Annotated in this window: 7 protein-coding genes; 2 read left to right on the forward strand and 5 right to left on the reverse strand. The window is 34.8% G+C overall.

Features of this window, described 5'->3' with window-relative positions; all coding sequences use genetic code 11:
* The first annotated feature begins 38 nt into the window (after positions 1 to 38).
* Positions 39 to 1,232, forward strand: a complete 1,194-nt coding sequence (sucC, locus tag CSW08_RS14355; RefSeq protein WP_106660560.1) for an ADP-forming succinate--CoA ligase subunit beta — start codon at positions 39 to 41, stop codon at positions 1,230 to 1,232.
* Between the two features lie 35 nt (positions 1,233 to 1,267).
* On the opposite strand, the gene CSW08_RS14360 is transcribed toward sucC, so the two are convergent.
* Positions 1,268 to 1,633, reverse strand: coding sequence for a DUF1456 family protein (locus CSW08_RS14360; RefSeq protein ID WP_106660561.1), 366 nt, complete (start codon positions 1,631 to 1,633; stop codon positions 1,268 to 1,270).
* Positions 1,634 to 1,991: 358 nt separating this feature from the next.
* On the opposite strand from CSW08_RS14360, the gene CSW08_RS14365 reads away from it, so the two are divergent.
* On the forward strand, positions 1,992 to 2,393 hold the full coding sequence (locus CSW08_RS14365) for a hypothetical protein (RefSeq protein ID WP_106660562.1): 402 nt from the start codon (positions 1,992 to 1,994) through the stop codon (positions 2,391 to 2,393).
* A 180-nt stretch (positions 2,394 to 2,573) separates the two neighbouring features.
* On the opposite strand, the gene CSW08_RS14370 is transcribed toward CSW08_RS14365, so the two are convergent.
* The 4 genes from CSW08_RS14370 to CSW08_RS14385 form a co-directional block, all read right to left on the reverse strand.
* Positions 2,574 to 4,151 (reverse strand): Ppx/GppA phosphatase family protein, encoded by a 1,578-nt coding sequence (locus CSW08_RS14370; protein WP_106660563.1) that lies wholly within the window; start codon positions 4,149 to 4,151, stop codon positions 2,574 to 2,576.
* An 85-nt stretch (positions 4,152 to 4,236) separates the two neighbouring features.
* Positions 4,237 to 6,240, reverse strand: a complete 2,004-nt coding sequence (gene uvrB, locus CSW08_RS14375; protein WP_106660564.1) for an excinuclease ABC subunit UvrB — start codon at positions 6,238 to 6,240, stop codon at positions 4,237 to 4,239.
* A gap of 27 nt (positions 6,241 to 6,267) precedes the next feature.
* A complete protein-coding gene (locus CSW08_RS14380) occupies positions 6,268 to 9,558 on the reverse strand; it encodes a T9SS type B sorting domain-containing protein (protein ID WP_106660565.1) in 3,291 nt (1,096 codons plus the stop codon).
* A 151-nt stretch (positions 9,559 to 9,709) separates the two neighbouring features.
* Positions 9,710 to 14,611, reverse strand: a complete 4,902-nt coding sequence (locus tag CSW08_RS14385) for a T9SS type B sorting domain-containing protein (RefSeq protein ID WP_106660566.1) — start codon at positions 14,609 to 14,611, stop codon at positions 9,710 to 9,712.
* Positions 14,612 to 14,628 lie beyond the last annotated feature (17 nt).

The following is a 14,628-nucleotide window of genomic DNA, read 5'->3' on the forward strand; positions in this document are numbered from 1 at the left end:
ATTTACATTTGCCTTTCTTAAAAAAGATTAAGCAAGTTATGAATTTACACGAATATCAAGGTAAACAGATTTTAAGTAGTTTTGGAGTACGAATTCAAAGAGGTATTGTAGCCCAAAATGCAAAAGAAGCAGTAACTGCTGCAAAAGAATTAACTGCGGAAACAGGCACAAGTTGGCATGTTATAAAAGCACAAGTTCACGCAGGAGGCCGTGGTAAAGGAGGTGGAGTCAAACTTGCTAAAAATATAAAAGAGGTAGAAGAGATTGCTGGTAAAATCATTGGCATGAATTTAATAACACCTCAAACATCTGCTGAAGGTAAAAAAGTACACCAAGTTTTGGTTGCCGAAGATGTATACTACCCTGGAGAAAGTGAAACAAGTGAGTTTTATATGTCTGTTTTATTAAATAGAGGTACAGGTAGAAATATGATTATTTATTCTACCGAAGGTGGTATGGATATTGAAACGGTAGCAGAAGAAACGCCTCATTTAATATTTACTGAAGAAATTGACCCTTCTGTAGGTTTATTGCCATTTCAAGCCAGACGCATTGCTTTTAATTTAGGACTGTCTGGAAATGCTTTTAAAGAAATGACAAAGTTTGTTACCAACCTATACACAGCTTACGTTAAATCTGATGCGTCGTTATTTGAAATCAATCCTGTTTTAAAAACAAGTGACAACTTAATTTTAGCGGTCGATGCTAAAGTGACTATCGATGAAAATGCGCTTTACAGACATAAAGATTATTTGGATTTACGTGATTTACGTGAAGAAAATGCTATAGAAGTAGAGGCTAAAGAAGTTGGGTTGAATTATGTTGACCTTGATGGAAACGTGGGTTGTATGGTTAACGGAGCAGGTTTGGCTATGGCAACAATGGATTTAATTAAACAAGCAGGAGGTGAGCCAGCAAACTTTTTAGATGTTGGTGGTACGGCAGATGCTGCTCGTGTAGAAGCTGCTTTTAAAATTATTTTGAAAGACCCAGCTGTAAAAGCTATTCTTATTAATATATTTGGAGGTATTGTACGTTGTGATAGAGTTGCGCAAGGTGTTATTGATGCTTATAAAAATATGGGAACCATTAAGGTGCCTATCATTGTACGCTTACAAGGAACCAATGCTGACATTGCAAAAGAATTGATTGACAACTCTGGTTTGGCAGTATTAAGTGCTACCGAGTTTCAAGAAGCAGCCGATAAAGTTCAAAAAGTATTGGCGCAATAATAACGTTTATACTTTAAGTCAAAAAAAGAGCAACGTTATTCGTTGCTCTTTTTGTTTGTTTTAGAGTGTAATAAGCTTTTCTTTTTTACAAACTTCTTTGGTATCGCTTTAGCTGAAACTTCACCTTGTTCTGTTTCCCCAGTTTTGGAATTTTGATTTTTTTCTTTGTTGGAATTTTTAGAAGGCATGGGGCCTCTTAAGTGGATCACCAAGCCATTTAAAAAATTACGCAAAATTTGGTCGCCACATTCCATGTATTTTGGGTGGTCTTCTTTTCTAAAAAAAGCACCAAGTTCGCTTGTTGATATTCTAAAGTCCACCAACATCAAAATAGCTACAATATCATCGTCACGAAGTTTTAATGCCACTCGTAATTTTTTCAAAATATCATTATTTGTCATAGTCCTTTATTATATGTGTATTTCATCGATTTTACCTTTAGCACATGCCTTTCTAGCGTTTTCTAACTTTTTATAAAGATACTTTAATTTTATTTGATTCAAATTAAAAATTAAAAAACAAAAATTTAATATAATATATTGATATTCAATATATTATGTATAAAAAATAAAACAGTTTTAGTGTTAAAACTCTGCAATATTAAGATGTTTTTCTAAGCTAAAAAAAAATATTTGAGATGAAATAAATAAAATCTACGATTAAATACGTTTCACTTTTCGATAAGTTACATTATATCAACGATTATGAAATGGCACTTCTGCGTACCTTTATATTGTTAATTAATAATCCCTCAAAAGTATGGTTAATAGAGTAGAAAAGTTGAGTCTTCTATCCGAAATGATAGCTTTTGCTAAATATGATAAAGACATAAAGAATATTGAATATAATTTTTTATTAGGTGTAGCTAGACAATTAGATATATCTCGTGAAGATTTTGAATATTTAATAGAACACCCTGTAACTTATACACATTTAAAATCACATAGTGAGCGTATTGTACAATTTCACCGTTTGGTTTTGTTGATGAATATTGATAGTGAGAGTTCAAACAAGGGCGCTATAAAATTATATAACTTCGGTTTGAGAATGGGTTTAAGTCATGAATCAATAAGTAAGGTTTTATACTTAATGGAAAGCTTTCCGAATAAAATCGTTCCACCAGATGTTTTAATTGATATTTTTAAAACCCAATACAATTAAAAATTTCGGCTAAGTTTTAATTGATTATCTAGGGTTATGGAAAAGCTAAAAGTTTTAAACTTTTAGCTTTTCTAGTTTATTTTGGTAACTTTTAATTTCGTGAGTTATTAATGATAACTTTATTAATAATGCAAATTAAATGGTAATCAAAAAACTATGGATTTTCAATCTTTATTATTTTTAGGTTTTATTTAAGTCAAAAATTTCGAGAGTTTTACCAGTTACTTTTTCAAAAAGTGCAGATTTACGTGTGGCTCCCCAAATCTCAAGTTCAGGATCACCTTCAGTAGTAATCAAAAATGAGATTTTATTTTTATTTTTTTTGATTTCTAAATTTTGAACGTTTTGAAAATGACTCCTATCTAATCCATCTGCGACACGCAGTAACGCAGACAATTTTTTTATTCTTTTGCGTAAGCCTTTGCGCAAAGATTTAAATTTTTTATGACGTTTTTTTGGTGTAGATCTTCTGTGATATCTTGCTACATGAGCCATTAAATTTACTTCATCCTCGTTAAACCCTCTGAGATCTGAATTTCTAATAATATATAGGGCGTGTTTATGGTGCTTGCTGTGTGATATATAATAACCAATGTCATGTAAAAGAGAAGCATATTTTAACAATTCACGATCAGATTCCAATAAATTAAGGTCTTTTTTAAAAGCATCAAAAAGCTGAAGAGCCATGTTTGCTACATGGGTTGAATGTTGTTCAAACCAATTGCATTTACGCAGTAATTCATATATGCTCCGTTCGCACGGATCGGTAATATGAACTGCCAGTTGTGAGTTAGGTTTTTCCTTTTCCTTATTGATGTAATCTATTATCATCCCATCGCGCAGCGCAGCTTCAGAGATTTTTATGTTTTCTATATTAAAATCATCTATCATCAAGTTAACCAACACCATGCCTGGGTTAATAATATCAACCCTTTTTTCTTCCAGATACTTTTCTTTTAATCGTTGTTTTTTATTGAGTTCGATAAAATAGTTGTAAAAAGACTGAAAGTCTTTATGGGTATAAACAAATTCATTTAAAGTTATGGAAGCTGATTTTGAGTTACGATGAGCAATCATTGCAGCGATATTTTCCATGGTACCTGAGGAACCGATGATAGTTTTTACTGGATACTTTTCAAGAACGCCAGCAACTTCACTTAACTCTTCCCTAAAATGATTTTGTAACGCTTCTATTTCTTTTTGGATAATAGGATCTGAGTTTACAAATTGAGCTGCCATTCTTGCCACTCCTAATTTTAAGCTTTTAAAATAATGAAAGCCATTAATATTCCCCACTATAAATTCCACACTGCCACCTCCAATATCAACCATAAGTACCATTTCTTTATCTAGGGCGATACTGTGGCGTATGGCATATCCGATCATTTCTGCTTCTATTTTTCCTGAAATTGCACGCACATTTATACTTAATTCGTCAAGTGCCCTCTGTATAAAGTCTCCACCATTTTTGGCTTCCCTTATTGCACTGGTGGCACAGGCCAATATATGCTCTACATTTTGGCTGTCACATAAAAATTTTATCCGCCTTAGAGCATCAATTCCACGTTCCATGGCTTTTTCGCTTAAATGGTGATGCATACCTTTTTCAGCAAGTACCACCATTTCTTTAAGTTTATCTATTGTACGGAAACTACCATCGGGATAAATATCCACTAAAACAGCATGAAAGGAATTTGTCCCAAGGTCTATTGCGGCAATTCGTTTGGTTGGTTGTGTAATTTGATTAGGTTCAATCATTTTATAATGTACTTAAATATTAAAAGATATTGATGCATTTTTCACACTTTCCTTTAAATAAAAAATAATTATCAAAACAAACGTATTAAATGTTCAATTTTTCTAGTTTGGATTGATATACTTTTATGTCATCGCGCAGTTTTGCAGCAACAATAAAGTCTAAAGCTTTAGCAGCTTCTTCCATTAGTTTTCGTTTTTCACGGATTTTCTTTTCTAATTCTGGTTTACTTAAATAGTTACTTTCAGGTTCTGCTGCCCTAAGCGCTTCCAATTCATAACTATAAGTGCTCACCGAATTTTTGGATAAAGCATTATCCAGACTTTTATTTAATGCCGTAGGAACTAAATTATGTTTTGTATTGTAAGCAATTTGTTTTTCTCGCCTGTAATTGGTTTCGTCCATGGTTTTTTGCATGCTATTGGTCACTTTATCGGCATACATAATGGCTTTACCATTTAAGTTTCTAGCAGCTCTACCAACGGTTTGTGTTAAAGACCTCGCCGAACGTAAAAAACCTTCTTTATCGGCATCTAAAATGGCAACTAGGGATACTTCAGGTAAATCCAATCCTTCACGCAATAAGTTGACGCCAACCAGCACATCAAATAATCCCTTACGCAAATCTTGCATGATTTCAACACGTTCCAAAGTATCTACATCACTATGGATATAACGACAGCGAATTTGAATCCTATCTAAATATTTAGTCAGTTCCTCAGCCATCCGTTTTGTTAGCGTTGTAACAAGCGTTCGCTCATCTTTTTCAACACGAATCTGGATTTCTTCAATTAAATCGTCAATTTGGTTCAAACTTGGACGAACCTCGATAACGGGATCTAAAAGGCCTGTCGGACGAATTACTTGCTCTACATACACACCATCAGTTTTTTGAAGTTCGTAGTCGGCAGGAGTTGCACTCACATAAATAACTTGGTTTTGTAATGCTTCAAATTCTTCGAATTTAAGCGGACGATTATCCATAGCTGCTGGTAATCTGAAACCATAGTCTACCAAATTTTCTTTTCTGCTTCTATCACCACCATACATGGCATGGACTTGGGAAATAGTCACATGGCTTTCATCAATCACCATTAAAAAATCATCTGGGAAATAATCCAACAAACAGAAAGGTCTGGTTCCCGGCAAACGACCATCTAAATATCTTGAATAGTTTTCAATACCAGAGCAATAGCCTAATTCCCGAATCATTTCCAAATCAAACTCCGTACGTTCTTTTAAACGTTTGGCCTCTAAATGTTTCCCTATGTCTTTAAAATAATCGTGTTGTTTAACTAAATCATCTTGAATTTCCTTGATAGCGCCCTGTAAGACATCGGGTGATGTCACAAACATATTAGCTGGATAAATATTTAAGCGGTCATATTTTTCAAGGACTTTGTTGTTTTGAATATTAAAAGATTCAATATCTTCAATCTCATCTCCAAAAAAGTGAATTCTAAACGCATCATCAGCATAACTTGGAAAAATATCGACCGTATCTCCTTTTATTCTGAAATTACCATGGTTGAATTCACCCTCAGTTCTAGAATATAAACTTTGTACCAATCGGTGCAATAATTTTGTTCGGGAAATCACTTGATCACGTTCTAAAGAAATCACATTTTTTTGAAATTCCACCGGATTACCAATGCCATACAAACAAGAAACCGAAGCGACTACCAACACGTCTCGTCTACCAGAAAGTAGGGAAGACGTGGTGCTTAATCGCATCTTTTCAATCTCTTCATTGATTGATAAATCTTTTTCTATATAAACCCCAGACACAGGAATATAAGCTTCGGGCTGGTAATAATCATAATAAGACACAAAATATTCTACGGCATTATTGGGGAAGAATTGCTTGAATTCGGAATATAATTGGGCCGCCAAGGTTTTATTATGTGCCAAAACCAATGTGGGTTTTTGTACTTCTTGAATCACATTGGCCACCGTAAAGGTTTTTCCAGAGCCCGTTACGCCAAGTAGAGTTTGGTATTTTTCATGACTGTTTATACCATTAACAAGCTGTTTGATGGCTTGTGGCTGGTCTCCTGTAGGTTTAAATCCTGATTCGACTTTAAATTGCATGATGCAAAATTAAGCAAAATAAGTGTGTTATCGTTTTAAAGCGAAGTGACCCATCACGGTTCTTCCATCTTGCAATGATAATTTGAACCAATAATCATCGGTGGTTAGGGCATAGCCGTTATAAGTACCGTCCCAGCCATTCTCATTGGGATTTAGCTGTTTTAACAGTTTACCATAGCGGTCAAAAATATAGATATTGGTTTGTGATTGGATAAAAGCATTAATACCCTGTATATGCCAAGTATCATTGACACCATCATTATTAGGAGTAAAAAACTTTGGATAGCCAATAACAGAAATTGGTAAGGTAACTAAACCACATCCTTTTTTATCTTCAACGAATAGGGTGTAAATACCGCTTTTTAAATTCTCAAAAATGGGTTCATCTTGATATGGATATGAAATTAGTCCATTGGTTGATTCCAGTGCAAACCAATAATCGCCATTACCGAGACTGGAAGGATTTTTTATGGTAATGCTATTGTTTTCCGACAGATCCACAATGACAACGTCGGTTAGGGTTATGTCGGCGGTTTCCGACGCATTAACAAATACTTCTTTACTGTTAGAACATCCAGTACCATTGGTTTTTGTCAATGCAATGGAATAGGTTCCTGGAGTGGAAACCGTAAGGGTAGGGCTAGTTGCTATTTCAATACCATTAAGCATCCAAGAATACGTAAATGTCTCAAGAGGGTCAGCTTCCAAGGGGTCTAAAATAACGGTAAATAAAGGATCTGATGAACATACTATTTGAGGTGTTTCAATGTTGAATTCCGGTAATGGTTCCACATGTAATTTAATATGAGATCCCAAACCAATACAATCGTTATCTATTTTACTGTCCACCCTTACATAAATATCTTGATTATAGGGATATCCTATGTTGCTATAATTGGAGATATCTGCAATAGGGTTGGTTTCGGAAAGGGCATCCGCTTCATTTCTATAATAATTAATGACCAGTTCCTGTCCGGAAGGGAACATGTCCAAAATCTCTCCATTTACAATGCTAAAATCAAAAGCGGCGATTCCGTTTTCCATAGCATCGCAGGCATAGTATTCCCTTAAAAACGTACCGGGTATTTGGGTGGTCGTAACCGTCAGATCCACCTGGGATGTTTTAAAACAGCCGCTACTGTTCTCTATTCTGGCCCAAAGGGTATCAAAACTTACGGTTTCATTTTTATAGGCAGTAACATTGGCAATTGGAAAAGTTCCAGAGATGGCATCGGCCTCGGTTTCATGAAAAGTGACAATTTCATTAATGGCATTGGGGGTTATCTCATCAATAATTTCATTCAGATTAAACAAACTAAAGCCATCAACATCATCATCACATTGTTTAAGGTCAACCTGTTCCAAAACTGTTGGCAAGGCAAACACCTTTATTTTAAATGAGGTTGTAGCCTTACATTCTGGATGGATTTTGTTTGAGATTTCTACATAAATAGTTTCATTACTTGCTGTGTTTTGATATTGACTAGGTAATATAATCTCGTTAGACAAATCGGCATCTTTAAAATATTTGATATCAAAATCATTTGGCAATTCCCCATTCAAAATTTCGGTTTCTTTTTGTGTTAAGTTAAATAGTACAAAACCATCACTATCTGTGCCAACACTTAAATTATCGCAAGAATTTAAATCAACAATTGTTTGACTTGGGTTTGGGATTGCGGTCAAATGAATATTAAAAACTACCGAATCTTCACATTCGGGATGGTTGATATTCCTGATGTTTATTTTAATATTGAATATCCCTACATTATTGTTGGTCCGAATTTCTGCTATTGGAATGTCTCCAGGTGGAAATGGGAGCTCAAAATCTGGTTCTCCTTCTGTTTTTAGATAATATGTAAGTTTAAAAATATTTGGGTCTTGTCCATTTAAAACCGTTGGGGCATGTGTTGATAAATCGTAAAATACTTCTGTTTCTTTTTGTGCACAAAGTATTTGATCTGCCACTGGGTAAGCAATGGGTTTTTCATAAATAGTTAAGACCTTTGTAGCGGTAGTGGTTTTTAATCCCGAGGTTCCCGTAAGTGTAACTGTATAATCTCCGACATTGTTATAGGTATGTAAAGGCTTTTCATCTGTAGAAGTATAGCCGTCTCCAAAATCCCAAAGAAGACTATCGTAACTTTTGGAACTGTTAAATTGAAATTGGGTGGGTTCGCCGTAACATACATTTTCGGTTTCTATATTGACATAAAAGTAAGATTGGATAAATTGTGGAAGAGCATCACCTGCATTACCACCATTTAAATAAATTCCTTGAGTTTCAAAATTACAGGCTGTTCCAATTATTTCTGGGAAATTTATTGTTGAAATATATCCTGTAGAAGCGCTTCCAGCAGCATAAATTTTTTGGTCAGGTGCTAACTGCATTTGATAAACCCACTGGCTTTCTATCGCACTACTTATGATAACTTTAGAGCTGGAAATATTTGTAGCTGTGAGATCAAATTGCCATAAATTGTATGTAAAATTGCTATTATAAAAACTTCCTGAAATATAAAGGACATTTCCTGATGGTGAAAATTCAGCTCCTAATAAACCAAAAGAAACACCAAGATTAATTTTTAAAGGATCGGAAACTAAACCTGTCGTATTATCGAAATTGAATAAAGCAACAGACGTTTCATCACCCATTGTCACGAGCTTCTGTCCGTTAGGAGAAAATTTTAATACTCCGTACCAATATGATGTTAAAGGGTAGCCATAACTTGTTACTGGTGTTGTGATGACCCCTGATGATGTTACTAAAATAGAATAGAATTCGGTATTGGCCCATCCATGTGTTAATACCCAAATGTCTTGACCATTCGCATGATGTACAGCACTTATTGTAGTATTTGCTGGTGACAAATACACATTTTTTATGTTTGTTATGGCTCCAAAACCATTATCAAGAGACATGTCTATTTCAGAATATCTCAAACCAAATGTATGGTCTGAAGTAAATATATAATAGATATTTAAGCTGTTGGGTTTAGGAATAGCAATAACAAATTGGCCAGAATATTCTAAATCTAATCCAGCTAATAAACCCATCCCATTTTGCATGACTGTATGATTTCTGTTCCAAACAGTAATGCCATCACTATAGAACAAAAGGTTTCCATTACTATCAGACATGCATGCAGAACCAAGGGCTTGAGTTTGCCCATCAGTTAAAACAACAGCCGAACTACTATTAAAATCTAGACCAGCGCCATTTCCAAAATACCAAATATTGGCCTCCTTTTGGGCAAAAGAATTTAAGGCAAGAAAGAGATTAAAAGCAATAAATATAGCAAGCCTTAATGTACCCATAAGCAATCTATAATTAAAGAGTGATTATAAACAACTATGAAATGGGGCTACCTGACTTATATAAGGTTACACTAATGTACGAATAATAATTATGTAAAGTGTTGTTTTTTAGGTTTTTGCAAAAAAAAAATTTAAATAATTTGTTAGAGAGCTATCGTTTTAAAGCAAAGTGTCCTTTTATGGTAAATGCATTGCCTTGTTGAACAATGTTGGCAACAAACCAATAATCATCTGCAGGCATATTGTAACCATTGTACGTACCATCCCAGCCCTGGGATGTATGGGGCAAGGTTTTTAGAAGTTTGCCATATCTATCATGAATATAAACAACAGTGCCAGGTAATTGTGTAAAATCAACAACATGCCATCTATCAAAATAACCATCGTTATTAGGGGTTACAAATTTAGGGATATCAAAAACGGTCACTTCTTGGGAAACATCCGTGCAGCCATTTAAATCCCTTACCGTTACCGTATGCGTACCCAGGGTTACATTATCAAATACATTGGATTCTTGTGGTTCGCCATTATCTAAAATGTAGACATAATCTCCAATTCCTGAGACATCTACCGTAATGCTATTGGGATCTGCAAAATCAACAGTAGCTGTAAAGTTTATATCGGCTATTGCGGATTCAATAACTGAAAATGGCTTGGTAAATTCACAAGTCGGTGCATTGGTATAAGGTCTTGTTACGGTTACCCAATAATCATCACCAGCGTCTCCAAGGCCTAATTCTATTTGGGGTGTGGTTTCTCCAGTGGACCATAAATAGGTATCATTAGGGTTTCCTGTCTCTGCATCTATAATTAGTGGTAAATCATTTACACATAAAGGAATAACATCATTTACAGGTATGACAGGTAACGGATTTACAAAAACGGTAAATTGTGCAATATCATAACATGTAGTGTTGTTATTTTCCAACCTTGCGTATATCATATCACCATTAGCTGCTGGGTGTGAATTATTCACAGCATTTGTTCCTGCTTCGGCATTTGTTAAATCGGTGTAATAAGTTACTGAATATATTGTTGGATTTTGCCCCCCTAATACATCATCATTGTTTTGTGATAAATCAAATTCAAAAATGCCATCATAATCATCATCACATTCTGTTAAATCCAGTGGTGTATTGGCAATAGGGTTTGGGTTGATTTGCAAGTTGAAAGATGTTGTAATATAACAACTGGAATTTATATTTGTAAGCCTGACGTAAATAGTATGGTTTGTTGATGTGTAATTGAATGTATTTCCGATGGGGGCAGCGTTATTATCAGCATCAGCGGGTGAATTATGATACGAAATATTTACCGAACTGAGATTATTCAGAAGCATGCCGTTTACTTGTAATAAATCAAAAGTATCGGTGTCGTTATCGCAAATTTCAATGGTTCCTATTGTATTGAAAGCCGGTGGAGATTCAACCACAAGTTCTAAAGGGATTACCGAAAAACATTCGGTAATGGTATTGGTTACTTTAATATAAACCGTTTTAGTATTTGAAATATAGTTTGTTGGATTGTTGATTGACAAACTATTATCTAAAGCATCATCTTGATTGATATCATCAAAATTTTCAAAGTAATGTACCTCAATACCTGTTTGAATCCTGTCTAAATTTTGGTAATCGGCATTATCAAGGTTAAATGCTGTCACTCCATCAAAACGATTCAAATCGGTGTCGCATACGACAAGTGGATTGGCTTCCGTTAGGTTTGGTAAAGGGATAATATTAATTGATAAGTCATCTATTACGACACATTGGGTATCCGTACCTTGTATTCTAATAAACAAATTTTGTGGATTTGTAGCATTCGTATATTGTAACGGTAACGGATTAGACCCAACTTGAGCTTCATTAAAAGTTAGATGAAACGTAACATCTAGGTTATTTGGGTTTGGAGAGCCTTGCCGAATCTCTGCAATTTTTTCACTCAAATCAAATACATGTCTTTCATCATTACTTTCATCATCACATAGAAAATAATTTTCAAAGGCAGTATTATAAACAGGGTTAGAAGAAACCCTAATGGTAAATGAATCTGTAGCAAAGCAATTAGGATCTGTTATATTTTCCACACGAACATAGATAGGTTGCGTACTTGAGGTATTAGTGTATGGGGCATTTTTATCGATAGCATTTGCGGTAATTCCATTTTCAGCATCTGTTTGATTTTCAAAGTAATAAACGACTTTGTTTAATTGGCCATTCAAAATCTCATCATCCTTATCCGAAAACAAAAAAGTTTCAATACCATCATTATCATCTTCACAAATTTGCATTATTTCTATATCGGGAATAATAGGCAACGTATTAATAATGATCTCAAGTGGTACAATTTTATAGCATTCAGCATTTTCTACTCTTACATAAATGGTTTGTGTCATAGTATTGTATGAAGCTCTATCAGCAATGGGAATCGTATTGGTGTTTGCTTCTGCATCATCAAGAGATGTAAAGAAATTTATATTGAATAAGGTTGGATCGGACACGGCATCATTAGAAATAGCATTGAGATCTATTATAGAAAATCCATCTTGGTCCGTATCACAAATAATTATAGGATCGAGCGTTTCAGTATCTGGGGCTTGAATAATCTGGATATCGAAATTTGATACTGTTGAGCATCCGGTATCTATATTTTCAATTCTAACATAAATAGTCTCTGTTCCTGAAACTGTATAAAAGGGTGGGAGTTGGTTAAAATTGTTTTCAGCATCTGTTTGGGATGGGAAATAACTAGGTGTGAAATCGGTGTTACCATTGGTTACAATATCATCAAAAAAAGATAGGTCTACACTAATGGTACCATCCGTAACATCATCATCATTGTCACAATAAGTTAATGGTGCAGCAGGGTTAAATAACAGAATTGGGTTGACTATTAACCTAATTTCCGAAACCTCATCACAAATACCGTTGCTTATTCTTATATATACTGTTTTTGGACTTGTATTGCTAACGGGATAGGATACGTTTTTTGGAATGGGGTTAATATCATTATCCCTATCAGCTTCAGTGTCATAAAATGTCACAGAAACATTAGGGATATCATTTGCTATGTAATCCTCAACGATATTTAAATCAAAAGCGATGGATCCACCACTGCCCTCAGCATCACAAAGTGCATAATTCTCTATTGCAGTTCCTGTAAGCAATAAATTTGTGTGAATTTCTATGGGTACTATTGTAGAACAACCCGTAGTATTGTCTTCAACTCTCACATATACCGTTTGTACATTAGGCTGTATATTCGCATAATTTGAAGGATTAGCAATGGGATTTGTGCCAGATTCAGCATCATTAAAAGTTTCATGAAAAGACGTGGTTACACCATTCAGACCTCCTAAGACATCTCCTAAAACCTCTGTTAAATCGAATGTGTCAAAGCCATCTAAATCAGAATCACAGGCATCCATTAACTGAGTCTCTGTGTTTACAATGGGGCTGACATTTATATTAATATCCAAAGTTGTTGTATCGTAACAGCCAGTTTGTATGTTATAAACTCTAACGTAAACCATATCTGATGGTGTGTTACTATTGGTATACGTTGTAATAGCGTTGTTACCGCTATTGGCATCTAAAGCGTTATAATGATATGTTACTACTAGATTACTTTGTCCTCCCGTAATCTCGTCATCTTTTTCAGTTAAATCAATGATAGTGAAACCATCTGGAGTAGAATCACCATCGCAAGCATCAAGAGGTGATGGATCGGTAATGTTGGGAACAGGATTTACTATGAGGTTAAATGTAGTGAAACCCAAACAGCCTGTGCCAGACTCTTCAATACGAACATATATGGTTTGCGGGTTTGAGGTATTTTGAATTGGTGAATTGATACTATTCAAATTATTCCTAGCGTCAGAATCAGATAAATGATATGTGAAAGTATAGTTTGTAAATGGTAAATTATTATTTGCAATGTCCGTATCCTTATTGGAAAGGTTAAAAGTTTCAATACCATCTCCACTTAAGTCGTCACACAATTGTAATGGGGATATTGGATTAATATTTTCTTCTGTATTTAGAACGACCCCGATTTCATCTTCCTCTACACACGTATTAGCCCCCAAGGGTACTGAAACTTCCGCTCTGTAAGTACCACTTTGAATAGCATTTAATGTACTATTGGTTTCCCCACCAATCTCAATATTGTCTAAAAACCATCTGTAAGTAGCAGATGGATTTTGGATATCAGCGTCTAAAACAACGGAACTGGAACAGGTTGCAATGTCTTCACCAAGATCTAATATATTAAAACTGTCCCCTTCAATAAATACGGCTGAATCAAAAGTTTGATCAGATTGATCAGCAATTACTAATTTTATATGGTATTGTACATAAGGAATGATGGTTGTCGATGCCGTTAATACAGTTGTTCTTCCCTCATAATTAGTATCCCCTATATTATACCCATCAAAATATTGTTCGTTAACAGCAGGACAATTTGGCCCAAGTTGGGGGTGAATGGTTCCCGTATTTACGGGGATAGTTGTATTTGGAATCAAGGCTATATTTTCATATGGCGCTGCACTTGCAGTTGGTCTTATTAAAAAGGCAAACCCATCAGAAAATTGGCAGGAATTTACGCCCTCGTATTCTTCGGATGCCAACAAATAATTAAACTGAAGTTGGTTTGATGTAGATATAATATCAAACTCTATGGACGTCGCATTGAGTGTATTGTTAACGCCTAAAGCAGCTTCTAAATCAGGGTCTGAGCCCCATGCCACTGAGCCTTCACTAAGTGTTGTTGTTATTGAAGAATTTCCGGCAGATAATGCATTGCCAGTAGATAACATGATGCCATTTTCAAAAGGGAAGTTAGAATTCGCTCGGTTAAATTCACCATAACTTAGAATCCCGTTGCTATCTCCATTAACGGACGATGTAATGTTAGAAACTTCAACACAACCATTTATAAGATTATTTAGTATTAAATCTTCTAGGCTGCCAGGATTATTTACTGTTATTTTTTGTGCAAATGAAATAGAAACACTACAAAATAATACAGTAAAATAAAAATATAGGTTTCTAGTCATTTAGGTTTATTTGGGTA

Origin of the sequence: Confluentibacter flavum (genome assembly GCF_002843175.1) — a bacterium.
Classification (GTDB): domain Bacteria; phylum Bacteroidota; class Bacteroidia; order Flavobacteriales; family Flavobacteriaceae; genus Confluentibacter; species Confluentibacter flavum.

Coding starts and splice junctions, on each gene's coding strand:
- sucC (WP_106660560.1), top strand. CDS start 39: ATGAATTTACACGAATATCAAGGTAAACAGATTTTAAGTAGTTTTGGA.
- CSW08_RS14360 (WP_106660561.1), bottom strand. CDS start 1,633: ATGACAAATAATGATATTTTGAAAAAATTACGAGTGGCATTAAAACTT.
- CSW08_RS14365 (WP_106660562.1), top strand. CDS start 1,992: ATGGTTAATAGAGTAGAAAAGTTGAGTCTTCTATCCGAAATGATAGCT.
- CSW08_RS14370 (WP_106660563.1), bottom strand. CDS start 4,151: ATGATTGAACCTAATCAAATTACACAACCAACCAAACGAATTGCCGCA.
- uvrB (WP_106660564.1), bottom strand. CDS start 6,240: ATGCAATTTAAAGTCGAATCAGGATTTAAACCTACAGGAGACCAGCCA.
- CSW08_RS14380 (WP_106660565.1), bottom strand. CDS start 9,558: ATGGGTACATTAAGGCTTGCTATATTTATTGCTTTTAATCTCTTTCTT.
- CSW08_RS14385 (WP_106660566.1), bottom strand. CDS start 14,611: ATGACTAGAAACCTATATTTTTATTTTACTGTATTATTTTGTAGTGTT.